Annotated in this window: 22 protein-coding genes; 15 read left to right on the forward strand and 7 right to left on the reverse strand. The window is 55.3% G+C overall.

Annotated elements, in window-relative coordinates; genetic code table 11:
* Positions 1-112: 112 nt before the first annotated feature.
* Both ACQG2G_RS04650 and ppnP read left to right on the forward strand, forming a co-directional pair.
* Positions 113-790 carry an AroM family protein gene (locus ACQG2G_RS04650; RefSeq protein ID WP_013095818.1) on the forward strand — a complete coding sequence of 226 codons (678 nt, stop codon included), beginning with the start codon at positions 113-115 and terminating at the stop codon, positions 788-790.
* A 71-nt stretch (positions 791-861) separates the two neighbouring features.
* A complete protein-coding gene (gene ppnP, locus ACQG2G_RS04655) occupies positions 862-1,149 on the forward strand; it encodes a pyrimidine/purine nucleoside phosphorylase (RefSeq protein WP_013095819.1) in 288 nt (95 codons plus the stop codon).
* Between the two features lie 46 nt (positions 1,150-1,195).
* On the opposite strand, the gene rdgC is transcribed toward ppnP, so the two are convergent.
* Positions 1,196-2,110, reverse strand: a complete 915-nt coding sequence (gene rdgC, locus ACQG2G_RS04660; RefSeq protein WP_013095820.1) for a recombination-associated protein RdgC — start codon at positions 2,108-2,110, stop codon at positions 1,196-1,198.
* A 123-nt stretch (positions 2,111-2,233) separates the two neighbouring features.
* Here rdgC and mak point away from each other — a divergent pair, with 123 nt between their 5' ends.
* Positions 2,234-3,139, forward strand: coding sequence for a fructokinase (gene mak, locus ACQG2G_RS04665; RefSeq protein WP_032618450.1), 906 nt, complete (start codon positions 2,234-2,236; stop codon positions 3,137-3,139).
* 532 nt (positions 3,140-3,671) lie between these two features.
* Here the strand turns inward: mak and sbcC are convergent.
* Both sbcC and sbcD read right to left on the reverse strand, forming a co-directional pair.
* Positions 3,672-6,803, reverse strand: coding sequence for an exonuclease subunit SbcC (sbcC, locus tag ACQG2G_RS04670; protein ID WP_248766792.1), 3,132 nt, complete (start codon positions 6,801-6,803; stop codon positions 3,672-3,674).
* A complete protein-coding gene (sbcD, locus tag ACQG2G_RS04675) occupies positions 6,800-8,005 on the reverse strand; it encodes an exonuclease subunit SbcD (RefSeq protein ID WP_061772549.1) in 1,206 nt (401 codons plus the stop codon). Before sbcD ends, sbcC begins: the two co-directional genes overlap by 4 nt.
* A 187-nt stretch (positions 8,006-8,192) precedes the next feature.
* Here sbcD and phoB point away from each other — a divergent pair, with 187 nt between their 5' ends.
* The 5 genes from phoB to malZ all read left to right on the forward strand — a co-directional run bounded on the left by phoB (position 8,193) and on the right by malZ (position 15,336).
* Positions 8,193-8,882 carry a phosphate response regulator transcription factor PhoB gene (gene phoB, locus ACQG2G_RS04680; RefSeq protein WP_010428026.1) on the forward strand — a complete coding sequence of 230 codons (690 nt, stop codon included), beginning with the start codon at positions 8,193-8,195 and terminating at the stop codon, positions 8,880-8,882.
* Between the two features lie 21 nt (positions 8,883-8,903).
* Complete coding sequence (gene phoR / locus ACQG2G_RS04685; RefSeq protein ID WP_029883416.1) at positions 8,904-10,199, forward strand: phosphate regulon sensor histidine kinase PhoR; 1,296 nt, start codon at positions 8,904-8,906, stop codon at positions 10,197-10,199.
* A 409-nt stretch (positions 10,200-10,608) separates the two neighbouring features.
* Positions 10,609-11,928 carry a branched-chain amino acid transporter carrier protein BrnQ gene (brnQ, locus tag ACQG2G_RS04690; protein ID WP_013095826.1) on the forward strand — a complete coding sequence of 440 codons (1,320 nt, stop codon included), beginning with the start codon at positions 10,609-10,611 and terminating at the stop codon, positions 11,926-11,928.
* 81 nt (positions 11,929-12,009) lie between these two features.
* Positions 12,010-13,383 carry a proline-specific permease ProY gene (gene proY, locus ACQG2G_RS04695; protein WP_020686369.1) on the forward strand — a complete coding sequence of 458 codons (1,374 nt, stop codon included), beginning with the start codon at positions 12,010-12,012 and terminating at the stop codon, positions 13,381-13,383.
* 138 nt (positions 13,384-13,521) lie between these two features.
* Positions 13,522-15,336, forward strand: coding sequence for a maltodextrin glucosidase (gene malZ, locus ACQG2G_RS04700; protein WP_094085025.1), 1,815 nt, complete (start codon positions 13,522-13,524; stop codon positions 15,334-15,336).
* 55 nt (positions 15,337-15,391) lie between these two features.
* Here malZ and ACQG2G_RS04705 read toward each other — a convergent pair whose 3' ends face one another.
* Positions 15,392-15,994: a peroxiredoxin gene (locus tag ACQG2G_RS04705; RefSeq protein WP_013095829.1), complete on the reverse strand. Its 603-nt coding sequence runs from the start codon at positions 15,992-15,994 to the stop codon at positions 15,392-15,394.
* Between the two features lie 127 nt (positions 15,995-16,121).
* Positions 16,122-16,703, reverse strand: a complete 582-nt coding sequence (gene acpH, locus ACQG2G_RS04710) for an ACP phosphodiesterase (RefSeq protein WP_038985392.1) — start codon at positions 16,701-16,703, stop codon at positions 16,122-16,124.
* 92 nt (positions 16,704-16,795) lie between these two features.
* Here acpH and queA point away from each other — a divergent pair, with 92 nt between their 5' ends.
* The 7 genes from queA to ACQG2G_RS04745 all read left to right on the forward strand — a co-directional run bounded on the left by queA (position 16,796) and on the right by ACQG2G_RS04745 (position 23,461).
* Complete coding sequence (queA, locus tag ACQG2G_RS04715) at positions 16,796-17,866, forward strand: tRNA preQ1(34) S-adenosylmethionine ribosyltransferase-isomerase QueA (protein WP_029883413.1); 1,071 nt, start codon at positions 16,796-16,798, stop codon at positions 17,864-17,866.
* A gap of 55 nt (positions 17,867-17,921) precedes the next feature.
* Complete coding sequence (gene tgt, locus ACQG2G_RS04720; protein ID WP_013095832.1) at positions 17,922-19,049, forward strand: tRNA guanosine(34) transglycosylase Tgt; 1,128 nt, start codon at positions 17,922-17,924, stop codon at positions 19,047-19,049.
* A gap of 22 nt (positions 19,050-19,071) precedes the next feature.
* Positions 19,072-19,404, forward strand: coding sequence for a preprotein translocase subunit YajC (gene yajC, locus ACQG2G_RS04725; protein WP_000007630.1), 333 nt, complete (start codon positions 19,072-19,074; stop codon positions 19,402-19,404).
* Positions 19,405-19,431: 27 nt separating this feature from the next.
* Complete coding sequence (gene secD, locus ACQG2G_RS04730) at positions 19,432-21,279, forward strand: protein translocase subunit SecD (RefSeq protein WP_071830016.1); 1,848 nt, start codon at positions 19,432-19,434, stop codon at positions 21,277-21,279.
* A gap of 10 nt (positions 21,280-21,289) precedes the next feature.
* Positions 21,290-22,261: a protein translocase subunit SecF gene (gene secF, locus ACQG2G_RS04735; protein ID WP_013095834.1), complete on the forward strand. Its 972-nt coding sequence runs from the start codon at positions 21,290-21,292 to the stop codon at positions 22,259-22,261.
* Between the two features lie 139 nt (positions 22,262-22,400).
* Entirely contained in the window at positions 22,401-22,766 is a 366-nt protein-coding gene (locus ACQG2G_RS04740) for a VOC family protein (RefSeq protein WP_029883411.1), read from the forward strand.
* A gap of 14 nt (positions 22,767-22,780) precedes the next feature.
* Positions 22,781-23,461 (forward strand): helix-turn-helix transcriptional regulator, encoded by a 681-nt coding sequence (locus ACQG2G_RS04745; protein WP_020686374.1) that lies wholly within the window; start codon positions 22,781-22,783, stop codon positions 23,459-23,461.
* 78 nt (positions 23,462-23,539) lie between these two features.
* Here ACQG2G_RS04745 and ACQG2G_RS04750 read toward each other — a convergent pair whose 3' ends face one another.
* Complete coding sequence (locus tag ACQG2G_RS04750; RefSeq protein ID WP_025756198.1) at positions 23,540-24,424, reverse strand: nucleoside-specific channel-forming protein Tsx; 885 nt, start codon at positions 24,422-24,424, stop codon at positions 23,540-23,542.
* A gap of 271 nt (positions 24,425-24,695) precedes the next feature.
* Positions 24,696-25,235, reverse strand: a complete 540-nt coding sequence (locus tag ACQG2G_RS04755) for a DUF3251 domain-containing protein (protein ID WP_061773050.1) — start codon at positions 25,233-25,235, stop codon at positions 24,696-24,698.
* Between the last annotated feature and the right edge of the window lie 106 nt (positions 25,236-25,341).

Consider the following 25,341-nt stretch of genomic DNA (forward strand, 5'->3'; position numbering starts at 1 on the left):
GGATGGAGATCACCTGCTACGCTTGGTGCTGTTTTGTTGAAAAAACGAACTGTGCAGCGTAGTGAGCCTGTACCTGTGTAATAAGTTTTTGTAGTAATGGAAGGCGAAGACGATGAAGGCAACGTTGGCGATCATCACTATTGGTGTGGTCCCTGTAAGCGAAGTGTTACCGCTCTTAACCGAGCATGTATCTGAACAACAGATCACGCATCTCAGCCTGCTGGGGAAGATGAGCCGGGAAGAGGTCATGGAGGACTACGCTGTAGAGGCGGGGGAGGATCCCCTGGCGACGTTATTAAGCGACGGTAAACTGGCGCATGTTTCACGACAGAAAATTGAGCGCTCGCTGCAGGCAGTAATAGAAGTGCTCGATAATCAAGAGTATGACGTTATTTTGCTGATGAGTACTGCTCCCATTAAGGGACTCATGGCTCGTAATGCGATTTTACTCGAGCCGATGCGAATCATTCCGCCGCTGGTGGCATCCATTGTGGACGGACACCAGGTGGGGGTGATTGTGCCCATTGAAGAACTCATGGACAACCAGGAAGCAAAATGGCACGTGCTTGAAAAAACGCCCCTGTATGCGCTGGCCAATCCCTTCTGGGACAGTGAGGCCAAACTCATTGCGGCCGGGAAGGAGCTACTGGAGCGCGGGGCTGATGTGTTGATCCTCGACTGCCTGGGGTTCCACCAGCATCACCGCGATCTACTGCAAAAAGCGCTGGATGTGCCGGTACTGTTGTCGAACGTTCTGATGGCGCGTCTGGCCTCAGAACTCCTTACCTGATGATTTTGCGTGACAGGTCATGAGCATGGCCCCTATAGTGAATTTTTATCTAAAAATATAAGGGCCAGTTCATGCTTCAAAGTAACGAATACTTTTCCGGTAAAGTGAAATCCATTGGTTTTACCAGCAGCAGCACTGGCCGCGCCAGTGTCGGCGTGATGGCTGAAGGGGAATACACCTTTGGTACGGCCGAAGCTGAAGAGATGACGGTGGTAAGTGGTGCGCTTAACGTCTTACTGCCGGGTGAAACGGAATGGAAAGTTTACTCTGCCGGCGAAGTTTTCAACGTCCCTGGCCACAGTGAGTTCCATCTGCAGGTTGCTGAACCGACCTCTTATCTGTGCCGCTATCTGAAATAATCTTCTTCCCTCTCCCCGTTGGGGAGAGGGTCAGGTTGAGACGAAATTATCTCTGCGCTTCGCCGCCGAGGCCTTCTACCAGATTTTGAATCAACGCGGCCAGCTCGCCGGTCATCAGGATAAAGTCCGCATCAAAGCGCTGGGCGTAATCTTCACGATCGATATCTTCGTTCTGATCGCGCAGTTCATCGCAGAACTTCAGGCGCTTAACAGAGCCATCGTCACACATCACAAACTGAATACGCTGCTGCCAGTCGAGCGCCAGTTTAGTGACCACTTTGCCTGCTTCAATGTGGACGGCGATCTCATCGCTCACCAGATCCTGCTTTTTCGCACGAATGACACCGCCATCCTCAAGCAGGGCTTTCAGTTCGGCTTCATCGAGGATCTGGAACCCTTGCGCCGCCGTGCCGCTGCGAACCCATTCGGTCAGGGTTAACTCGATTGGCGTTTCCAGCGCCAGTGGAACCACCGGCAAAGAGCCGATGCTCTTACGCAGCAGGGCCAGCGTATCTTCCGCTTTTTTGGCGCTGGCGCAGTCCACCATGATCAGCCCGTTGACGGTATCGATCCACATCATGGTCTGGCTGAAGCGGCTAAACGCGCGCGGCAGCAGGGAGTGCAACACTTCGTCTTTCAGGGAATCTTTTTCGGTCTTTTTCAGCTTGCGGCCCTGTTCGGCTTCAAGCTTAAAAATTTTCGCTTCCAGCGCTTGCTTCACCACCGGCGTGGGCAGGATTTTCTCTTCTTTACGGGCGCAAACGATGATTTGACCCGTGCTGCTGGCGTGGGTCAGGGCATCGCTTTGTGAACCCATTGGCGGAACCCAACCGGTTTTTGCCATATCCTGGCTTCCGCAAGGGGAAAAGGTATAAGCGGCTAACTGTTTTTCCATCTCTTCTGCACGCAGCGAAACGTCGCGGCTGAGACGGTAAACCATCAAATTTTTGAACCACAGCATGATAATTTCCACGGCCTTGTCGTTAAATCAGCGGGCATGATAACGAATTGTCGCATCGCTTGCATTGCTAATCGGGAAGCGTGCTTCTACTCTGTTGATAATCAAAATAATGAGGAGAGTCTTGTGCGTATTGGGATTGATTTGGGCGGCACCAAAACTGAAGTTATCGCACTGAGCGAGCAGGGGGAGCAGCTTTTCCGTCACCGCCTGCCCACGCCGCGCGACGATTATCACCAGACTATCGAGACGATTGCCCGGCTGGTTGAGATGGCAGAGCAGGCGACAGGACAGACCGGCTCCGTCGGGATGGGCATTCCCGGGTCCATTTCGCCTTATACCGGGGTGGTGAAAAACGCCAACTCCACCTGGCTCAATGGCCAGCCTTTTGATAAAGATTTGAGCGCGCGTCTGCAGCGTGAGGTGCGTCTGGCAAATGATGCAAACTGTCTGGCGGTATCAGAGGCGATTGACGGTGCGGCGGCCGGTGCCCAGACCGTTTTTGCTGTCATCATCGGTACCGGCTGCGGGGCCGGTGTGGCGTTCGGCGGGCGTGCGCATATTGGCGGTAACGGTACGGCGGGCGAGTGGGGACATAACCCATTGCCATGGATGGATGAAGACGAACTTAAATACCGTACTGAAGTGCCGTGCTACTGTGGAAAACAGGGCTGTATTGAGACGTTTATCTCCGGCACCGGTTTTGCCACCGATTACCACCGCCTGAGCGGTCAGCCGCTTAAGGGTAACGAGATCATGCGTCTGGTTGAGGAGCAGGATCCCGTGGCGGAACTGGCGTTGAGCCGCTACGAAATGCGCCTGGCGAAATCGCTGGCGCATGTGGTGAACATTCTCGATCCTGATGTGATTGTGCTGGGCGGTGGGATGAGCAACGTCGACCGGCTGTACGCGACGGTGCCTGCTCTCGTCAAACAGTGGGTCTTCGGCGGCGAGTGTGAAACCCCAATCCGCAAAGCCGTCCACGGTGACTCCAGCGGCGTGCGCGGCGCAGCGTGGTTATGGCCGGAATAAAAGCAAAACAGCAACGCACGTTGCTGTTTTTAATGTTTGTTCCCACTCCCCGTGAGCTGAGAGATCCCCAGTAATTTTTTACCGAAAGCGACGAATGCTGTTTCAGGAAAATGAATGACTTACAGCGACGTCCTGGTCCGGCTGTAAATCGCTGAGGCGTTTCCTGCAGGCCGGGGCGAGGCGCATGGATGCGCCGAGAGGGCGGCTTTACAGGGACGTTACATCCGCCCGTCCCCGATAAGCCGGAAGGAATAAGCCGAAGGCACCGCGAAGCGGCGATTTACCGCCGGGAGCCCGGGTCGCCAGGGTGGTGGCGACTGAGCCACCCTGGCACGTTCACAGGTTATGTCGTAACAGAGTAGCAAGGAACATAAAGTGAACGGAATGACCTCCACAGCCGTATGTTCCCCCTCACCCCAACCCTCTCCCTCAAGGGAGAGGGGGTCCTCCGTGCAGGCATTATTTTATGGGGATCCCTCAGCCCTGTGGGAGAGGGCCAGGGTGAGGGCACCAGACCGCACCGATCCGCCTTTCACTGCACCGCAAACTCCTTATCCAGTCTGCTATACCCCAGTCCATTAATCTTCTTCACTTTGATTTGCACTGGAATACGCTCCTTCATAGCCTCGACGTGGCTTATCACGCCGATGGTTTTCCCGGTGGCATTCAGCGCGTCGAGCGCATCCAGCGCGGTGTCCAGCGTCTCGCTGTCGAGCGTGCCGAAACCTTCATCCAGGAACAGCGAATCGATTCGCGTTTTGTGGCTCACCAGGTCGGAAAGTGCCAGCGCCAGCGCCAGACTGACGAGGAAGCTTTCGCCGCCAGAAAGCGTGCGGGTATCGCGTACGGCATCGGCCTGCCAGGTATCGACCACCTCCAGCTCCAGTGCGTCGCTGACTTTACGCTGCAGAAGATAGCGCCCGTGCAGGCGGTTAAGCTGCTGGTTAGCGAGCCAGACCAGATTATCCAGCGTCAGACCCTGGGCGAATTTACGGAACTTGTCGCCGGTGCTGGAGCCTATCAGCGCATTCAGATAACCCCAGTCCTCGGCCAGACGTGAGGCCTCGTCAATTTGCTGCATCAGCGCCAGCTGGTGCTGGCGGTTATCACTATCCTGCTTAAGCTGCTGGCGGATCTCCCCCTGATGAGTGGTGTTCTCGCGAAGCTGCTGCGCCAACTGCTGTAGCTGCACATGCAGGGTTTGCGCGTCGGCGTCCAGCCCTTCCGGTTGTTGGTGCTGGTGGGCCTGTAGCTGCTGTTCAGCCTGCCCGCTAAGCGCGATTGCCTGCTGAAGCTGGCTCTCCAGCGTCTGCTTGCGTTGTTCAAGACGGCGGATGGTCTCCTCATCCAGCAGCGCGGCAAGAAAGGCCTCGCGATCGGCAAAGCAGCTTGCCGCCAGCGCGGTGGCAAATTGTGCTGTGGCGTGCTGTAGCCGCTCGCTTTCCAGACTCTCCTGCTGCTGCAGGGTGGCAAGCTGGCTTTGCAGGGACAGGCATTCGTCGTGGATCTCGCGCCAGTTCTCAGGAATGGCCGGTTCTGCCTCGGTGTCATCGCCTGCCGGAAGCGTGTCGAGCAGCGGTTTCAGGGTATTAATGCGCTCCTGAATCGCAGCATGCTGCGTCTGTTTTTCCTGCCACAGGTTAAATTCCGTTTCCCGGGCGTACAGCCAGGTGGTCTCTTCCCCCTCTTCAGGAACATGCAGCGACAGCGCGAGCAGGGCGTTTTCCAGTGCCTGACGCGTAGCTGACAGCTGCTGCTGGTACTGACGCTCCTGCGCTTGCTGTTCGTTAAGCTGGTTTTGCAGCGTCAGGCGCTGGCTGAGCTGATAGAGCTGACGTTCGTACTGTTCCTGTTCGTTCATCCATGGGGCGATATCTTCCTGAATATTCAATGAGATATTCAGGTCGGAGCAGACCTCTTGCCACTCTTTAGTGAGTGCTTGCTCTTCCTGAGAGAGCGCCTGCGCTTCGTCTGTTGCTCGCTGGATCTGCTGCGTCAGGGCATTGACCAGTCCCAGCACCAGCAGACCCTCCTCTTTAAGCGCGGCAACCTCTTTTTCCAGCGCGTCCCGGCGCCGCTGGTTATCGGTGAGCTCAAGCGCCTGATACGTCTCAATCGCGGGATGTTCACTGGAGCCGCACAGTGGGCAGGGTTTTCCCGCCTCAAGCTGCGAGCGGTAGCTTTCCAGCTTTTTGATCGTCGCTTCGCTTTCACACAACGCTTTCAAATCGACATAGTGCTGGTTTTTTTCTTTGTACTGCTGGCGGCGCAGCGTCAGCGTTTCATTGAGTTTTACCTGCTCGGACTGCGCTTTTTGCCGGGTATCCGCGTTCTCTTGCAGCCGTTTTTGCAGCGGCTGATAGCGGGCATGAAGCGTGGTCAGGCGCTGGCGTAAAGGGCGTGACCGGGACTGTTGCTCCATTGCCGCTGCCACGTCATCCGCCGTCAACGTCAGGGGGTTTTCCGGCATCCCGGCGAGCTTCTGACGTAATTCAGCAATACGGGCTGCAAGCGTGGCAATCTGATGTTTATCGCGGTTCAACTGCGCAAAATGGGCGCGCCAGCCAGCAATCTCCTGGCCCCACACGCGGTAACGTTCATGCTCCGCCAGCCATGTTGCCTGGATCGTAAGGTCACTCTGCAGTTGCGCATGGGTACGCAGCGCCGTATGACGGATGCGTGAGCGCTGCGCGGCTTTGGCCTGTAAGCGAGTATTTACTTCGACAATGCGCTGCTTTGTCTGCGCGAGGCGCGTGGTTTGTTCTTGCTGGCTATCCCACAGGGGGCGAAGCTGGGCGGCGGGCTGTGCAAGCTGGAGCTTTGCCAGCTCAGGCGCGGCGTCGGTCAGCGCCTGCTGCGCCTGCTGTTGCAGGAGCATGACCCGCTGCTGCTCGCGAATAAGCTCGTCGTTGCGCGTCAGCCACTGAAAATCGCGCTGTTGGTTCTGCTGCTGAGTCAACAGGGTTTTCTCTTCGTCAGTAAGTGCCTGCAAACTCTGCTGTAACTGCTGCTGTTGCGCTTCGCTCAGTAACACCACGCCTGCGGCCTGCGCCTCGCACATCTCAAGCGCGTTACGGGCGGCCTTATGTTTCTCGAACACCATCGCTGAGATCTGACCGTAGATCTCGGTGCCGGTCAGCTCTTCCAGCAGTTCGGCGCGATCGCCCGGTTTAGCGTTGAGGAAGGCGGCAAACTGCCCCTGGGAGAGCAACATTGAACGGGTAAAACGGCTATAATCCAGCCCGGTGAGCGCGGCGGTTTGCTCCAGTTTGTCCGTCACTTTATCTGCCAGAATTTTACCGTCTTCACAACGCGCCAGTTCAACGCGCGGTGCCTGCAGGTTTCCATCTGGCTGATTGCGCGCGCGGTTCTGGCTCCAGAACGCACGATACGCTATGCCTTTTACCTCAAACTCCACCTCGGCCAGGCACTCGGCGGTATCGCGGGTCATCAGGTCGTTTTGTGCCTGGGAGACTTTTTGCAGACGCGGCGTTTCGTGGTAAAGGGCCAGACAGATGGCGTCGAGCAGGGTCGTTTTCCCGGCACCGGTCGCGCCGGTAATGGCGAACAGCCCGTTGCTGGCAAACGGCTCGGCGGTAAAGTCAATTTTCCACTCGCCCTTAAGGGAGTTGAGGTTTTTCAGACGCAGGCTCAGAATTTTCATGCGTTTTCTTCCTCATCGCTGAGCGCGTGCAGGGTATGAAGGAATAGCTCGTTAAGCCTTGCGCGCGTGGTGTCGTCAATCTCTTCCTGCGACAGTCGGCGTTCAAATACCTCTTCCACCCTCAGTTCGCTGAGCGTTTCACGCTGTGCACCCAGCAGAATTTTCTCGCGCTGTTCGCGGCTGCGGCGAACCAGTAAGACCTCGACGGGCAGATCTTCCGTCAACGCCTGAATTTTACGCTGCATATCATGCAGGTAGTCGTCGGTCGTGATTTCAATATCCAGCCAGATGGGCGGATTTTGCTCGACACCGCGCCACTGCTCCAGCTGAGCGGTAATCGCCGCCAGATCGCCCTTCAGCACCGCCAGCGGTTGGGTGACGGGGATCTCCAGCGACTCCACGGCACTGAGTTTGCCCTCATTAAAGCTCACCAGGTGCACACATTTGGCTTTGCCGGTCTCATCAAAACTGAGCGCAATGGGCGAGCCGCAGTAGCGAATGTGCTCGCAGCCGCCGATGACCTGCGCCCGGTGAATATGCCCGAGCGCGATATAATCCGCTGGCGGGAAATTTTGCGCCGGGAAGGCGTCCAGCGTACCAATATAGATGTCACGCACCGCGTCACTTTTACTGGCGCCGACGGTAGTAAGATGCCCGGTGGCAATCACCGGAATGGCCTGATCGCCGCGCAGGGCGCAGGCATTAGTATGTTGCTGGTGATAATAGTCCGTGATGCTCTGCAACAGATGCTGCTGCTTTTCCCCGCCGGACATCCCCGCCTGACTCTGAACGATATCGCGTGGGCGCAGGAAGGGCACCGGACACAGCACCGCTCCCGGTGTACCGTCACGTTTTTTCAGGATCTGCGGCGCATGACCGGCGCTGGCTACCACGGTCGTGTTAAGGAAGGCCAGGATATCGCGGGATTCATTCAGCGTTGCGACGGAGTCGTGGTTACCGGCGACAATCACCAGATGACAGCCGGTTTGTTGCAGATTTACCACGAAGCGGTTGTAGAGCTCACGCGCATAGCTTGGCGGCGAACCGGTATCGAAAATGTCACCCGCAACAATAATCGCGTCCACCTCGTGCGATCGGGCCGTGTCCAGCAGCCAGTTCAGGAACGCTTCATGCTCCGCTGCCCGGCTTTTGCTGTAAAAGTTTTGACCCAGATGCCAGTCCGAGGTGTGTAATATGCGCATAGCGAATCCGTGGCAAAAAAAGGGAATGGGGATTATAAACTTTCAGAAGCTGGAAAATAACCGCTGTAATAAAACAACAGTTTGCCATTTTACGTGGTACTGTTTTTCATAAATCTGTCATAAATCTGACGCATAATGACGCCGCATTACAAACTTGTAACTTAAATAAGATAAGACAGGGCAAAGTATGGCGAGACGTATTCTGGTCGTAGAAGATGAAGCTCCAATTCGTGAAATGGTGTGCTTCGTGCTCGAACAAAATGGCTTCCAGCCGGTTGAAGCGGAAGATTATGACAGCGCGGTGAACCAGCTGAATGAACCCTGGCCCGATCTGATCCTGCTTGACTGGATGTTGCCTGGCGGCTCCGGACTGCAGTTTATCAAACACCTCAAGCGTGAAGCGATGACCCGCGATATCCCCGTTGTCATGCTTACCGCGCGCGGTGAAGAGGAAGATCGCGTGCGCGGCCTTGAGACCGGCGCGGATGATTACATTACCAAACCCTTCTCACCGAAAGAGCTGGTTGCCCGTATTAAAGCTGTGATGCGCCGTATTTCACCGATGGCGGTGGAAGAGGTCATTGAGATGCAGGGCCTGAGCCTTGATCCCACCTCGCACCGTGTTATGACGGGCGAAAATCCCCTCGACATGGGGCCTACCGAATTCAAACTCCTGCATTTCTTTATGACTCACCCGGAGCGTGTTTACAGCCGCGAACAGTTGCTGAATAACGTCTGGGGAACTAACGTGTATGTCGAAGACCGGACGGTTGACGTACATATCCGCCGCCTGCGTAAAGCGCTGGAACTGAGCGGACACGATCGCATGGTACAGACGGTCCGCGGCACGGGTTATCGTTTTTCTACCCGTTTCTGAACAATGACAGGAGTGTGACGCGTGCTGGAACGTCTGTCATGGAAAAGGCTCGTCTTTGAACTGATCTTATGTTGTATTCCGGCCTTCATTTTGGGGGCCTTTCTTGGATACCTGCCGTGGTTTCTGCTGGCGTCCGTGACCGGGCTGCTGATCTGGCATTTCTGGAACTTACTGCGCCTCTCCTGGTGGCTGTGGGTTGACAGAAGTATGACACCTCCGCCGGGAAGCGGGAGCTGGGAGCCGCTGCTTTACGGCCTGCACCAGATGCAGATGCGTAATAAAAAGCGCCGTCGCGAGCTGGGAAGCCTGATTAAACGCTTTCGCAGCGGTGCGGAATCGCTGCCGGATGCGGTGATTCTGACCACGGAAGAGGGGACAATCTTCTGGTGTAACGGTCTCGCCCAACAGCTGCTGGGCCTGCGCTGGCCGGACGATAATGGCCAGAACATCCTCAACCTTCTGCGTTATCCGGAGTTCACGCAGTATCTGAAAAAACGTGATTTCACGCGTCCGCATAATCTGAAGCTCAACAATGGCCGCCATCTTGAAATACGTGTAATGCCCTACAGCGATCGGCAATGGCTGATGGTGGCGCGTGACGTCACCCAGATGCACCAGCTGGAAGGGGCACGACGCAACTTCTTCGCCAACGTGAGCCACGAGCTGCGCACGCCGCTGACGGTGCTGCAGGGCTATCTGGAGATGATGCAGGAGCAGACGCTTGAAGGTGCGCCGCGTGAGAAGGCGCTGCATACCATGCGCGAGCAGACGCACCGTATGGAAGGGCTGGTGAAACAGCTGCTGACGCTGTCGAAGATTGAGGCGGCTCCGACGCTTGCCTTAAATGACACTATCGACGTACCGATGATGCTGCGGGTAGTGGAGCGCGAAGCGCAAACCTTAAGCCATAAAAAACATCATCTGACCTTTGACGTCGATAACAGTCTGAAGGTGCTCGGGAGCGAGGATGAACTGCGGAGTGCTATCTCTAACCTGGTCTATAACGCGGTTAATCATACCCCAGAAGGAACGGATATTATGGTGCGCTGGCAGCAGACACCAACGGGTGCCGAGTTTAGCGTCGAGGATAACGGGCCGGGCATTGCGCCTGAGCATCTTCCACGTCTGACCGAGCGGTTTTACCGGGTAGATAAAGCCCGTTCCCGGCAAACGGGGGGAAGCGGGCTGGGGCTGGCCATTGTGAAGCACGCGGTGAATCACCATGAAAGCCGCCTCGATATTCAAAGCACGCTGGGCAAAGGAACCCGTTTCAGTTTCGTTATACCGGAACGATTAATTGCCAAAAAGATCGCCTGACGGCGGGTGTGTCATTTTACCTTTCCACGGGCCAGCTATTGCTGGCCCGTTTGCTTTGCAGTAAAGCGAAACGCGAATGAATTTTATACGGCTGGTGCTTTTTTGTTCGCATGATTAGCCATGGCTTTTTCATGATATTAGCGAATTATTCTGGTTGGTATTTTCATGCTGGCATATTGTTCTGGTTTTACGATCCCTCCTTGCCTTTAAACGTTATAAGCGTTTAAATTGCCCCCCAGATACTGTCAGACCGACTGTATTTGCGTGGTAAATCGAAAAACTATTCTTCTCCACGCCAGGACGGGAGCATATCCCGCTGAAATTGAGCAAAATTTCCGCTGTATCGTCCCATTGGGGATGGCGAAAATCTCAATATATTCAACACCACATCCACAGGCAGTAAGGTTTTATGACCCATCACTTAAAATCGCGTGACATCATCGCGCTGGGCTTTATGACATTTGCGCTGTTCGTTGGCGCAGGCAACATCATTTTTCCCCCAATGGTTGGCTTACAGGCGGGTGAACACGTCTGGACAGCAGCATTTGGTTTCCTGATCACTGCCGTGGGCCTGCCGGTGTTGACCGTGGTTGCGCTGGCGAAAGTTGGCGGCGGCGTTGATAGCCTCAGCACCCCAATTGGCAAAGTGGCTGGCGTTCTGCTGGCAACGGTGTGTTATCTGGCCGTTGGCCCGCTGTTTGCGACCCCGCGTACCGCGACAGTCTCCTTCGAAGTGGGGATTGCGCCACTGACCGGTGACGGTGCGATGCCGCTGTTTATCTACAGCCTGGTTTACTTCGCTATTGTGATTCTGGTCTCCCTCTATCCGGGCAAACTGCTGGATACCGTGGGTAACTTCCTGGCTCCACTCAAAATTATCGCGCTGATCGTGCTGGCGGTTGCGGCCATTATCTGGCCTGCGGGTCCTATCAGCAGCGCGATGGATGCCTACCAAAACGCGGCCTTCTCTAACGGATTTGTGAACGGCTATCTGACCATGGATACGCTGGGCGCGATGGTGTTTGGTATCGTTATCGTGAACGCCGCTCGTTCCCGTGGTGTGACCGAAGCGCGTCTGCTGACCCGCTATACCATCTGGGCTGGTCTGATGGCCGGTGTGGGCCTGACGCTGCTCTATCTGGCGCTGTTCCGCCTGGGTTCCGATAGCGCCACGCTGGTCGATCAGAACGCGAATGGTGCGGCAATTCTGCACGCTTACGTTCAGCACACCTTTGGCGGTGCGGGCAGCATGCTGCTGGCGGCCCTGATCTTCCTGGCCTGTCTGGTGACGGCGGTTGGCCTGACCTGTGCCTGTGCGGAGTTCTTTGCGCAGTATCTGCCGCTCTCTTACCGCACGCTGGTATTCATCCTCGGCATCTTCTCCATGGCGGTGTCTAACCTCGGTCTGAGCCACCTGATTCAGGTCTCCATTCCGGTGCTGACGGCCATCTATCCGCCGTGTATCGTGCTGGTGGTGTTGAGCTTTACGCGTCCGTGGTGGAACAACTCCTCGCGAATTATTGCGCCAGCCATGTTTATCAGCCTGATTTTTGGTATCCTTGACGGGATTAAAGCATCAGCGTTTGCTCACATCCTGCCAGCCTGGACACAGCGTCTGCCGCTGTCTGAGCAAGGTCTGGCCTGGCTGATGCCTACCGTTGTTGCACTGGTTCTGGCCATTATCTGGGACCGTGCTGCAGGGCGTCAGGTCGCATCGAACGCCCATTAATCAACGGCAACAAACTGTTTAACCACGGGGCTTAAGGCCCCGTGGTTTTTTGTTTTTTTCGTGTTGAATGGCAAGATTTAAATGGAAAGCACTAACAAACTCAAACGTGGGCTGAGCACGCGCCACATTCGCTTTATGGCGCTCGGCTCCGCTATCGGTACCGGTCTTTTTTATGGCTCGGCAGATGCCATCAAAATGGCCGGTCCAAGCGTTCTGCTGGCCTACATCATCGGCGGCGTGGCGGCGTATATCATCATGCGTGCGCTGGGAGAGATGTCGGTTCATAACCCTTCAGCCAGTTCATTCTCGCGCTATGCGCAGGAGAATTTAGGCCCGCTGGCCGGGTTTATCACCGGCTGGACCTACTGCTTCGAAATTCTGATTGTGGCCATTGCCGATGTCACCGCCTTTGGGATTTACATGGGCGTCTGGTTCCCGGCGGTTCCGCACTGGATTTGGGTGTTAAGCGTGGTGCTGATTATCTGCGCCGTCAACCTGATGAGCGTGAAGGTCTTCGGTGAACTAGAGTTCTGGTTCTCCTTCTTCAAGGTTGCCACCATCATCATCATGATTGTGGCCGGTTTCGGCATCATCATCTGGGGGATCGGTAACGGCGGCCAGCCAACCGGTATTCATAACCTCTGGAGCAACGGCGGCTTCTTCAGCAACGGCTGGCTCGGCATGGTGATGTCGCTCCAGATGGTGATGTTTGCCTACGGCGGGATTGAGATCATCGGGATCACCGCCGGGGAAGCCAAAGACCCGGAGAAATCCATTCCACGCGCCATCAACTCGGTGCCGATGCGTATTCTGGTGTTCTATGTGGGTACGCTGTTCGTCATTATGTCTATCTATCCGTGGAACCAGGTGGGGACCAACGGTAGCCCGTTTGTGCTGACCTTCCAGCATATGGGCATCGCCTTTGCGGCCAGCATCCTGAACTTTGTGGTCCTGACCGCGTCGCTGTCAGCGATCAACAGTGACGTCTTTGGCGTGGGCCGCATGTTGCACGGCATGGCAGAGCAGGGCAGTGCGCCAAAGGTCTTTGCCAAAACCTCCCGTCGCGGCACGCCGTGGGTGACGGTTATGGTGATGACCGTTGCGCTGCTGCTGTCGGTCTACCTGAACTACATCATGCCGGAAAACGTCTTCCTGGTGATCGCTTCTCTGGCGACCTTCGCGACCGTGTGGGTGTGGATCATGATCCTGCTGTCACAGATTGCGTTCCGCCGCCGTCTGTCCCCTGAGGAGGCAAAAGCGCTGAAGTTTAAAGTGCCAGGCGGGGTAGCGACGACCGTCGTTGGGCTGATCTTCCTGGTGTTTATCATCGGCCTGATTGGCTACCATCCTGATACCCGTATTTCCCTCTACGTGGGCTGTGCGTGGATCGTACTGCTGCTGGTGGGTTGGGTGTTTAAATGCCGCCGCGACCGTCAGCTGGCGCAAGCGCAGTAATATTTTATGCCCTCTCCCTGTGGGAGAGGGAATTTTGTCTCCTCCTCCTTTCTCCTCCCCCAATAAATCACGTCATGGTGAGCTAACCTTAATCACCCTGTGGCAAGGTGACGTCAATTTCATCAAAGGGGATTCGTGATGTTAAACGCCTGGCACCTTCCGGTTGCCCCATTTGTTAAGCAAAACAAAGACAACCTTGTGATTACGCTCTGGCTGGCGGGGGAAAATCAGCCTGAACGCGTGACGCTACGCGCTGAAGTCGATAATGAAGAAACCACGCTGAAAATGCACAAGCAGCGCAGCCAGCCGCAGCCTGGCGTAACGGCATGGCGGGCAAACATCGACTTGCGTAGCGGCCAGCCGCGCCGACGCTATAGCTTTAAGCTGCTCTGGAATAACCGCCAGCTGTGGTTTACCCCGCAGGGATTTAGCCGTTTTCCTCCGGCGCGGCTGGAGCAGTTTGCCGTCGATTACCCGGACGCTGGCCCGCAGTGGGTTAACGACCAGGTCTTTTATCAGATCTTCCCGGATCGCTTTGCGCGCAGCGAAACGCGCACCGCCGGGCAGGATAAGGTTTATTACCACCACGCTGCAGGACACGACATTATCCTGAAAGAATGGGATGAGCCGTTAACCGCGCAGGCGGGCGGCTCGACGTTCTACGGCGGCGATCTTGACGGCATCAGCGAAAAGCTACCGTATCTGAAGAAGCTGGGCGTGACGGCGCTGTACCTTAACCCGGTGTTTAAAGCACCGAGCGTGCATAAATACGATACCGCCGATTATCGCCACGTTGATCCGCAGTTTGGCGGTGATGACGCGCTGCTTCGTCTGCGTAAAAATACGCAAAAAGAGGGCATGCGTCTGATTCTGGACGGCGTGTTCAACCACAGCGGCGACTCACACGCGTGGTTTGACCGTCATAACCAGTCGATGGGCGGGGCGTGCCATAACCCGGATTCACCCCAGCGCGACTGGTACAGCTTCAACGAGGAGGGGCGCGCGCTGGACTGGCTGGGCTATCCGAGCCTGCCGAAGCTGGATTTCCAGTCGCCAACGCTGGTGAACGAGATTTACGGCGGTGAAAACAGCATTGTGCGCCACTGGTTGAGTGAGCCATGGAATATGGATGGCTGGCGTCTTGACGTGGTGCATATGCTCGGTGAAGCGGGCGGGGCGCGTAATAACCTTCAGCACGTCGCCGGGATCACCCGTGCAGCAAAAGCCGCGCAGCCAGAGGCGTTCGTGTTTGGCGAACATTTTGGCGACGCGCGCCAGTGGCTGCAGGCGGACGCAGAAGATGCGGCAATGAACTATCGCGGTTTTACCTTCCCGATGTGGGGATTCCTTGCTAACACCGATATTTCCTACGATCCGCAGCATATTGATGCGGAAACCTGCATGGCATGGATGGATAACTACCGCGCCAGTCTTTCGCATCAGCAGCAGTTACGGATGTTTAACCAGTTGGACAGCCATGACACCGCGCGATTCAAATCCCTGCTCGGTAAGGATGTCGCGCGCCTGCCGCTGGCGGTGACCTGGCTCTTTACCTGGCCGGGCGTGCCTTGCATCTATTACGGCGATGAGGTGGGGCTGGACGGGAACAACGATCCGTTCTGCCGCAAAACCTTCCCATGGGATCCGGCGAAGCAGGACAACGTGCTGTTCAGCCTGTATCAGCGGCTGGCGAAACTGCGTAAGCAGAGCCAGGCGCTGCGCTACGGTGGTTGTCAGGTGGTTTATGCCCACGACAACGTGGTGGTGTTTGTCCGCGTTTATAACCAGCAGCGCGTGCTGGTAGCCATCAACCGGGGCGAGGCGTGCGAAGTGGTGCTGGATGACTCTCCGCTGCTTAACGTGAGCGCGTGGCAGCTAAAAGAGGGGAAAGGGAGCGTGCAGGAGGGGATCCTCTCCCTGCCGGCGATTTCTGCTTCCGTCTGGTTTGGCTGACGGTGTGATAACAAAAAGGCCCGCATAAGCGGGCCTTTTTCGTAAACCGTGCCGATTACAGGCTGGATACGTTCTCGGACAGGTATTTCGCAACGCCGTCTGGGGACGCAGACATACCTTCTTTACCTTTTTCCCACTGAGCCGGACACACTTCACCGTGCTCTTCGTGGAACTGCAGCGCGTCAACCATACGCAGCATTTCGTCGATGTTACGACCCAGCGGCAGATCGTTCACAACCTGGTGACGCACGATGCCGTTCGCGTCGATCAGGAAGGAGCCACGCAGCGCAACGCCAGCGTCCGGATGTTCGATACCGTAAGCCTGCTGGATTTCGCGTTTGATGTCCGCAACCATTGCGTATTTCACCGCACCGATGCCGCCTTTGTCGACAGGGGTGTTACGCCATGCGTTGTGTACAAACTCAGAGTCGAAGGAGACGCCAACCACTTCTACGCCACGCTTCTGGAATTCTTCATAACGTTTGTCGAACGCGATCAGCTCAGACGGGCAAACGAAAGTGAAGTCCATTGGCCAGAAGAACAGAACGGTCGCTTTACCGTTGGTGTGCTGTTTGAAGTTGAAGTTTTCAACGATTTCACCGTTGCCCAGAACTGCTGCAGCTGTAAAATCCGGAGCCGGACGAGTTACCAGAACCATATGATTCTCCTGTAGATACTAAGGTTATTTGGAACGCAACGCGAGCCAGTATAGAGAGTGTTCATGGATAAGACAAAGAGGTGGTGACAATCGTTCCGCCAGCTTTTACCTATCAATGCGAATTCTGTCAGAGCTGTTTGTTTTTCGCCTGCGCCATCATTCGCGGGTAAAACTGCCAGAAACGCGTTTCCAGCGCATCGTAATGTTCGTCCAGGTCATGCCATGAGTCGCGTAGTGCATCCAGCCGCGGTCGGCGGCTCGCCATCCCATTTAACACATTCTGGATGAAGTCCATCTCGCGATAGCGCTCCAGCCAGCGTTCCGACCACAGGTAATTATTCAGATTCACAAAGCGCGGCGGCGAGTCAGGCAGGATGATCGACACCTGCTGGTGGGCATAACGCACAAAATCCGGCAATGGCATTTCCGGCGACAGCTGCGCCCAGTGGCGCGACAGGAAATGGTCCCACATGACATCAAGCGAGATTGGCGCAACGCGGCGCGTTTCGGGGCGAAACCACGCTTTGGCCTCGGTCACTTCTGGCAGGTTATCCGTCATGACATCGATACGACGATGCATAAAAATCCCGTCGACAACCTCAGCGGGCCAGGTCTCGGCGGGGTTGCCGCGGACGAAATCGGCCAGCAAATTGCCGGAAAGGGAGCTGTCAGCGAGGTGAGCGAGGTGCAGGTGAGCGAGAAAATTCATGCGTTTTATTTGTCCGGGGGCGGCTAGTTGTTGCAGCAAAAGGGTGTGAGCACTAGACTATGCCGCCTGTTTTTAAGTCACGAGTATACGTCATGCGCGTCGCCGATTTCTCCTTTGAACTACCTGAATCCCTGATTGCTCACTATCCAATGCCTGAGCGCAGTAGCTGTCGCTTGCTGTCACTGGACGGGCCAACGGGCGAGCTGACGCACGGTACTTTCACCGATCTGCTCGACAAGCTCAACCCTGGCGATCTGCTGGTCTTTAACAATACCCGCGTGATCCCGGCGCGTCTGTTTGGCCGCAAGGCCAGCGGCGGCAAGATTGAAGTGCTGGTCGAACGTATGCTCGATGATAAACGTATTCTGGCACATATTCGCGCCTCTAAAGCACCTAAACCGGGTGCCGAACTGCTGCTGGGCGATGACGAGAGCATCAAAGCAACCATGACCGCGCGCCACGACGCGCTGTTTGAAGTGGAGTTCAACGATGAGCGCACGGTGCTGGATATTCTCAACGCCATCGGCCACATGCCTTTGCCGCCGTACATTGAGCGCCCGGATGAAGAAGCCGATCGTGAGCTCTACCAGACCGTCTACAGCCAGAAGCCTGGCGCGGTAGCGGCGCCGACGGCGGGTCTGCACTTTGACGAACCGCTGCTGGAAAAATTACGCGCAAAAGGCGTGGAGATGGCGTTTGTGACGCTGCACGTCGGCGCGGGCACCTTCCAGCCGGTGCGGGTAGACAGCATTGAAGATCACATCATGCACTCTGAGTATGCTGAAGTGCCGCAGGAGGTTGTTGATGCGGTTTTGGCGGCAAAAGCGCGCGGCAGCCGCGTTGTTGCGGTGGGCACCACCTCCGTACGTTCACTGGAGAGCGCTGCCCAGGCGGCTCAAAAAGATCTGATCGAGCCGTTTTTTGGCGATACGCAGATCTTTATCTATCCGGGCTATCAGTACAAAGTCATCGATGCACTGGTGACCAATTTCCATCTGCCTGAATCAACGCTGATTATGCTGGTCTCCGCCTTTGCGGGGTATCAGCACACCATGGCGGCATACAAGTCTGCGGTAGAACAAAAATATCGCTTTTTTAGCTACGGTGACGCGATGTTTATCACGTACAATCCGCTGGCTTTGAATGAGCGTGTCGGGGAATAAGTCCGCGGCACCGGAATAATGTGTTGGACTGTTTTTCTGGCACAGAGGAATAAAAATGAAATTTGAACTCGATACCACCGATGGCCGCGCGCGTCGCGGTCGCCTGGTGTTTGATCGCGGCGTGGTGGAAACCCCCGCGTTTATGCCTGTGGGGACTTACGGCACCGTAAAAGGGATGACGCCGGAAGAAGTAGAAGCCACTGGCGCCCAGATTATCCTCGGTAATACCTTCCACCTGTGGCTGCGTCCTGGTCAGGAGATCATGAAGCTTCACGGCGATCTGCATGACTTCATGCAGTGGAAAGGCCCGATCCTGACCGATTCTGGCGGTTTCCAGGTCTTCAGCCTGGGTGATATTCGCAAGATCACCGAGGAGGGCGTCCACTTCCGTAACCCGATCAACGGCGATCCGATTTTCCTCGATCCTGAAAAGTCTATGGAGATTCAGTACGATCTCGGCTCTGACATCGTGATGATCTTCGACGAATGTACGCCATACCCGGCGGACTGGGATTACGCTAAACGTTCCATGGAGATGTCGCTACGCTGGGCGAAGCGTAGCCGCGACCGTTTTGACTCCCTGCAGAACAAAAATGCGCTGTTCGGCATTATCCAGGGCAGTGTTTACGAAGATTTACGCGATATCTCTGTTAAAGGTCTGGTAGAGATAGGTTTTGATGGCTACGCTGTCGGCGGTTTAGCTGTGGGTGAGCCGAAGGAAGACATGCACCGTATTCTGGAACATGTCTGCCCGCAAATCCCGGCGGATAAACCCCGTTACCTGATGGGTGTGGGTAAGCCAGAAGACCTGGTTGAAGGTGTGCGCCGCGGCATCGATATGTTCGACTGCGTCATGCCAACCCGTAACGCACGTAACGGTCATCTGTTTGTTACCGATGGCGTGGTGAAAATCCGTAACGCGAAGCATAAGAGTGACACCAGTCCGCTCGATGCCGAGTGCGATTGCTACACCTGTCGCAATTATTCTCGTGCGTATTTGCATCATCTCGATCGTTGCAATGAGATTTTGGGCGCGCGTCTCAATACCATTCATAACCTTCGCTATTATCAGCGCTTAATGGCTGGTTTACGCAAGGCTATCGAAGAGGGTAAATTAGAGAGCTTCGTGACCGATTTTTACCAACGTCAGGGTCGAACCGTTCCACCTTTGAACGTTGATTAATATTAATAATGAGGGAATTTGAATGAGCTTTTTTATTTCTGATGCGGTAGCGGCAACAGGTGCTCCAGCGCAGGGCAGCCCGATGTCTCTGATTCTGATGCTGGTTGTGTTCGGTCTGATCTTCTACTTCATGATCCTGCGCCCACAGCAGAAGCGTACCAAAGAGCACAAAAAGCTGATGGACTCCATCGCGAAAGGTGATGAAGTCCTGACTAACGGTGGCCTGGTCGGTCGCGTAACCAAAGTGGCTGAAAGTGGCTACATTGCTATCGCCCTGAACGACACCACTGAAGTGGTTATCAAACGTGACTTCGTAGCTGCCGTTCTGCCGAAAGGCACCATGAAGGCGCTGTAATCCCAACTTTTCCCAAAGGGAACTGCCGTGTTAAACCGTTATCCTTTGTGGAAGTACATCATGCTGGTCGTCGTGATTCTCGTCGGCCTGCTGTACGCGCTTCCCAACCTGTATGGTGAGGATCCGGCTGTTCAAATCACTGGCGCGCGCGGTGTCGCCGCCAGTGAGCAAACGCTGATCCAGGTCCAGAAAACGTTACAAGAAGAAAAAATTACCGCTAAGTCTGTGGCTCTGGAAGAGGGCGCAATTCTTGCTCGCTTCGACACCACCGACACGCAGCTCCGCGCTCGTGAAGCGCTGATGGGCGTGCTGGGTGATAAATACGTCGTGGCGCTTAACCTTGCTCCTGCTACCCCACGTTGGCTGGCTGCGCTGAGCGCAGAGCCAATGAAACTCGGTCTTGACCTCCGTGGCGGCGTACACTTCCTGATGGAAGTGGATATGGATACCGCGCTGGGCAAACTGCAGGAACAGAATATCGATAGCCTGCGCAGCGATCTGCGTGAAAAAGGCATCGCGTATACCACCGTTCGTAAAGAAGATAACTACGGTATGAGCATCACGTTCCGTGACAGTGCGGCGCGCGATCAGGCTGTAGATTACCTGACCCAACGTCACCGTGACCTGGTGATCACCGCTCAGGGCAGCAACCAGCTGCGCGCGGTAATGACCGACGCCCGTCTGAAAGAAGCGCGTGAATATGCCGTTCAGCAGAACATCAACATTCTGCGCAACCGTGTAAACCAACTGGGCGTGGCTGAACCGCTGGTGCAGCGTCAGGGTGCTGACCGTATCGTTGTAGAACTGCCGGGTATTCAGGACACCGCGCGCGCGAAAGAGATTCTGGGCGCCACTGCAACGCTGGAATTCCGTCTGGTGAACACCAACGTTGACCAGTCTGCTGCCGCTTCTGGCCGTATTCCGGGTGACTCGGAAGTGAAAGAGACCCGCGAAGGTCAGCCCGTTGTGCTGTACAAACGCGTGATCCTGACCGGTGACCATATCACCGACTCCACCTCCAGCCAGGACGAGTACAACCAGCCGCAGGTTAACATCTCGCTGGACAGCGCGGGTGGTAACATCATGTCTAACTTCACCAAGGACAACATCGGTAAACCGATGGCAACCCTGTTCGTGGAGTACAAAGACAGCGGTAAGAAAGACGCTAACGGCCGTGCGGTGCTGGTGAAAGAGGAAGAGGTGATTAACATCGCCAATATCCAGTCTCGTCTGGGTAACAGCTTCCGTATCACCGGTATCAACAACCCGAACGAAGCGCGTCAGCTCTCTCTGCTGCTGCGTGCCGGTGCGCTGATTGCGCCAATTCAGATTGTTGAAGAACGTACCATTGGTCCAACTCTGGGTATGCAAAACATCCAGCAGGGGCTGGAAGCATGTCTGGCCGGTCTGGCGGTATCTATCCTCTTCATGATCTTCTTCTATAAGAAGTTTGGTCTGATTGCCACCTCCGCGCTGATCGCGAACCTGGTGCTGATCATCGGCATTATGTCCCTGCTGCCAGGGGCGACGCTGACCATGCCGGGGATTGCGGGTATCGTTCTGACCCTTGCGGTGGCGGTCGACGCCAACGTACTGATTAACGAACGTATCAAAGAAGAATTGAGCAACGGTCGCTCTGTTCAGCAGGCGATTGATGAAGGCTATAAAGGCGCGTTCAGCTCCATCTTCGATGCGAACGTAACAACACTGATCAAGGTTCTTATCCTGTATGCAGTGGGGACTGGCGCAATCAAAGGCTTTGCGATTACCACCGGTATCGGTGTTGCAACGTCAATGTTTACTGCTATTGTCGGCACCCGTGCCATCGTGAACCTGCTGTACGGCGGCAAGCGCGTCAAAAAGCTGTCTATCTGAGGAGTGCGTTGTGGCACAGGAATATACTGTTGAACAATTGAACCACGGCCGTAAAGTCTGGGACTTTATGCGCTGGGACTACTGGGCCTTCGGCATTTCAGGTTTACTGCTGATTCTGTCCATCGTCGTTATGGGCGTAAAAGGCTTTAACTGGGGTCTGGATTTCACCGGTGGTACGGTGATTGAAATCACCCTGGAAAAACCGGTTGATATGGACCAGATGCGTCAGTCACTGCAGAAAGCGGGCTTTGAAGAGCCGCTGCTGCAGAACTTCGGCAGCAGCCGCGACATCATGGTGCGTATGCCGCCGGTACACGATGCCAACGGCAGTCAGGAACTGGGCAGCAAGGTTGTTAGCGTGATTAACGAAACAACCAGCCAGAACGCCACGGTTAAGCGTATTGAGTTCGTCGGCCCGAGCGTGGGTGCGGACCTGGCGCAAACCGGTGCGATGGCACTGCTGGTGGCGCTGATCTCCATCCTGGTGTACGTCGGTTTCCGCTTTGAGTGGCGACTGGCGGCGGGGGTGGTTATCGCACTGGCGCACGATGTGGTGATCACCATGGGCGTACTGTCTCTGTTCCATATTGAGATTGACCTGACAATTGTGGCATCCCTGATGTCCGTTATCGGTTACTCCCTGAACGACAGTATCGTGGTATCTGACCGTATTCGTGAAAACTTCCGTAAGATCCGTCGCGGTACGCCGTACGAAATCTTTAACGTGTCGTTGACCCAGACCCTGCACCGTACCTTGATCACATCAGGTACCACCTTGATGGTGATCCTGATGCTGTATCTCTTCGGTGGTCCAGTGCTGGAAGGCTTCTCGCTGACCATGCTGATCGGTGTGTCTATCGGTACCGCGTCGTCAATCTATGTGGCGTCCGCTCTGGCACTGAAACTTGGCATGAAGCGCGAGCACCTGCTCCAGCAGAAAGTCGAGAAAGAAGGGGCGGATCAGCCGTCTATTCTGCCGTAAGACGTTTATCGTGTTATCGAAATCCCGGTCTGTTGACCGGGATTTTTTTTATCTGCTCCTGACAAACACTCCTGACAGTATGCTGTCAGGAGCCCTGTCGTAGACTCCTGTTGAACCCAAACAAGAGGCAGGAGGATGTATGAAAAGTGTGATTAACTGGTTTGAGATTCCGGTCGCGGATATGGATCGCGCCATCAAATTTTATGAGCCAGTGATGCAGATTTCACTGAGGCGCGAGAAAATGGACAGCGCCGAGCTGGCGGTATTCCCGCATGAGGATCCGGCCACCGGCGGCGCGCTGGCAAAATTTGAGGGGATTATTCCCTCGGTGCAGGGGGCCATTATCTACCTGCATACTGACAATCTGACAGCAACGCTCGATCGCATTGCCTCTGCGGGCGGCGAGTGCGTGTTTGGCCCGCTGGAGTTACCGCGCGGTATTGGTACTATTGCTTTATTTACCGACAGCGAAGGTAATCGCGTCGGCCTTCATCAACCTGCCTGAGAGCGTAAGCAAAAATGACCCGACGCGCTGACCGTTTGTTTCAGATAGTACAGATCCTGCGGGGCCGACGTCTGACAACGGCAGCGCATCTTGCGGACAGGCTGGGCGTTTCTGAGCGCACGGTGTACCGCGATATCCGCGACCTGTCGCTTTCCGGCGTGCCGGTGGAGGGCGAAGCGGGGAGCGGTTACCGGCTGATGTCGGGGTTTGACCTGCCGCCGCTGATGCTGACAAACAAGGAGTCTGAGGCGCTGATTGTGGCTATTCGCCTGCTTACCACCTGGGGCGGGGAGTCGCTGTCGCGCGAACTGGAGTCGGCACAGGAGAAAGTGCTCGCGATCCTGCCCGAAGAGAGCCGCCGAAAGGCAGAGCAGACGCGGATCTACGCCCCGGATTTTGGCATGAAAAGCCACTCCCGCAGTGATTTTGATGTCATACATCAGGCGATCTCGGCCCAGCGCGTGCTGGTGCTGCATTATCGTGACGAAGCGGGGCAATTTTCAACGCGTGAGGTTCAGCCGCTGGGGCTGTTTTTCTGGGGAGAACGCTGGTTACTGGCGTCATGGTGTGAACTGCGCGATGACTATCGCTGTTTCCGTCTCGACAGATGCCTCAAAATTGTCCTTACGGAAAGACGCTTTAGTGAGAGTGCAGACCGATCGCTGGCGGATTTTTTGCGCAAGGTGAAGCAGTAACAAGCCACGGGGAGAGACAGCCCGCACAGGTTTTGTAGGCCGGGTAAGCGTCAGCGCCACCCGGCAACAATCACACGATTAGAAGTTGTAACCCACTACCAGGTAACCACCCCAACCGGTAGAACGGACGCTGAAGTCGCCGTTGCCGAAGTTCAGGCTGGCGTCGTCGTTCCACTGTCCACCGTTGTGCCAGTAACGCGCAACAACAGAGTAGTGCCAGTGATCGTAGTTCAGCGCCAGGATGTGGCTGGAGGCGATGGAGTCGTTGGTGCGCGCTTTCTTACCGTTCAGATCGCGGAAGTCGTTGTCGCCCAGATCGGAACCCCAGTCAAAGTTGGTGAAGCCGATATAGCTCAGGTTGCCGCCCCACAGCTGGGTGATTGGCACAAAGTATTTCACTTTGAAACGGTAACCATCCCACTCGTTTTCGTTCGCGGCACCGTAGTTCTGCCATTGATACTTAGCGTACACGTTCAGAGACAGGCTCATTGGCAGGCCCGTGTCGATGTCGGTACCCAGACCCATATACCAGGTGCTCTGGCGACCGGACTTGTTACGGCCCATGTCGTAGATATAGTTGTTCGCGAAATACCACTCTTTGAACGGACCAAACGCCAGGCTGGTACCAGTCAGTTTATCAATAGAGAAGCGCGGTTCGATCTCCATGAACAGTGGGGAACCGTGGTTCCAGATACCTTTTGCGTCGGTGTTACCACCGAAGAAGACCGGTGCATCCATATAGCCGTAGAAATCAAACCAGTCTTTCTTGGCGAACGCTTCGTACTCCAGGTAGGTATCGTTACGGATCTGAGGTCCGAAACGGGTGTGGTAGCTGCCGACCACGTTAACGCTCTGGTGCCACCAGTCGGAGAGGTATTGTGGTTTATCGTTTTCCGCTGCGTTAACAGTGAAAGAGGAGGACAATGCCAGCACGGCGCCGGCTGCGAGTAATGTTTTTTTCATAATCATGCCACTGATTGAAATTCCCTTCCGGGAGTGAAAAATGCGCGAATTGCGTTTCTAAATATTTCGTGTTTCTGCGGAGCCTATTATAGGAATCCTTGCTCACAAAAATATGTGTTGTTTCACATATCTCTCACACGCGTAATCGATTGCGTTCACGTTTGCGTACTTTAAACGGCCGGGATTGTAGCGGCAATCATTTATGTTGCCAATCCATACGAAATGTAAATGTTAGCGGAGTGACATTTCACTCCGCTCAAAAGGAGGGGGGTTACTGCGCGGCGGGTTGGATGTCGTGAATACGGATAAAGCCTAACTGATCGGGCGGAAGGCCACTTAACTGCAGCGGAATATCCACATCACTCGGCGCTAAAACACTGGCCGGGGCGGTGAAGAGCTGATTCTTCACGTTCACCTCCTGGTAATTCTCGGTGGTGCCCTGGATCTGGCCCCACTCGACGGTGCCACTAAAGGCTGGCAGCGGATCGTTGGACTCACCCTGAATGCGTAATGTTGCGCGAGTACCATCCGCATTTGCCGCCACATTCACCAGCGACATTTTTAACGTGCCAACCTGGCTGTTGAGACGGGCAGGGGTGTTGGCCCCCGGCAGCAAATACACTCCGCTGGTGGATTTTGCATTCAGCGCGTTTTGCTGGGTGATCTTCACGGTCTCTTTGTTCAGTTTGTCCATTGCCGTATTGAGCGTATTCACGCTCTGTTTCATCTGGCGGACTTCGGTTTGCTGTGCACAGGCACTAAGGGTGAAGAGGCTCCCCACCAGCAGAATTTTCAGGTAACGTCTTGTCATTGCGTTTAATTCCTTGAAATAACGGATCACCGTAATGGTAGCCAGCATCATCCCGACAGACATAGATCCTTTGTCTCAAAAAGCTCTTCCTTTGTTGTCAGGCCAG

Source organism: Enterobacter cloacae complex sp. 382A5, assembly GCF_050031095.1.
GTDB lineage: Bacteria > Pseudomonadota > Gammaproteobacteria > Enterobacterales > Enterobacteriaceae > Enterobacter > Enterobacter cloacae.

Coding starts and splice junctions, on each gene's coding strand:
- ACQG2G_RS04650 (WP_013095818.1), top strand. CDS start 113: ATGAAGGCAACGTTGGCGATCATCACTATTGGTGTGGTCCCTGTAAGC.
- ppnP (WP_013095819.1), top strand. CDS start 862: ATGCTTCAAAGTAACGAATACTTTTCCGGTAAAGTGAAATCCATTGGT.
- rdgC (WP_013095820.1), bottom strand. CDS start 2,110: ATGCTGTGGTTCAAAAATTTGATGGTTTACCGTCTCAGCCGCGACGTT.
- sbcC (WP_248766792.1), bottom strand. CDS start 6,803: ATGAAAATTCTGAGCCTGCGTCTGAAAAACCTCAACTCCCTTAAGGGC.
- sbcD (WP_061772549.1), bottom strand. CDS start 8,005: ATGCGCATATTACACACCTCGGACTGGCATCTGGGTCAAAACTTTTAC.
- phoB (WP_010428026.1), top strand. CDS start 8,193: ATGGCGAGACGTATTCTGGTCGTAGAAGATGAAGCTCCAATTCGTGAA.
- brnQ (WP_013095826.1), top strand. CDS start 10,609: ATGACCCATCACTTAAAATCGCGTGACATCATCGCGCTGGGCTTTATG.
- proY (WP_020686369.1), top strand. CDS start 12,010: ATGGAAAGCACTAACAAACTCAAACGTGGGCTGAGCACGCGCCACATT.
- malZ (WP_094085025.1), top strand. CDS start 13,522: ATGTTAAACGCCTGGCACCTTCCGGTTGCCCCATTTGTTAAGCAAAAC.
- ACQG2G_RS04705 (WP_013095829.1), bottom strand. CDS start 15,994: ATGGTTCTGGTAACTCGTCCGGCTCCGGATTTTACAGCTGCAGCAGTT.
- acpH (WP_038985392.1), bottom strand. CDS start 16,703: ATGAATTTTCTCGCTCACCTGCACCTCGCTCACCTCGCTGACAGCTCC.
- queA (WP_029883413.1), top strand. CDS start 16,796: ATGCGCGTCGCCGATTTCTCCTTTGAACTACCTGAATCCCTGATTGCT.
- tgt (WP_013095832.1), top strand. CDS start 17,922: ATGAAATTTGAACTCGATACCACCGATGGCCGCGCGCGTCGCGGTCGC.
- yajC (WP_000007630.1), top strand. CDS start 19,072: ATGAGCTTTTTTATTTCTGATGCGGTAGCGGCAACAGGTGCTCCAGCG.
- ACQG2G_RS04740 (WP_029883411.1), top strand. CDS start 22,401: ATGAAAAGTGTGATTAACTGGTTTGAGATTCCGGTCGCGGATATGGAT.
- ACQG2G_RS04745 (WP_020686374.1), top strand. CDS start 22,781: ATGACCCGACGCGCTGACCGTTTGTTTCAGATAGTACAGATCCTGCGG.
- ACQG2G_RS04750 (WP_025756198.1), bottom strand. CDS start 24,424: ATGAAAAAAACATTACTCGCAGCCGGCGCCGTGCTGGCATTGTCCTCC.
- ACQG2G_RS04755 (WP_061773050.1), bottom strand. CDS start 25,235: ATGACAAGACGTTACCTGAAAATTCTGCTGGTGGGGAGCCTCTTCACC.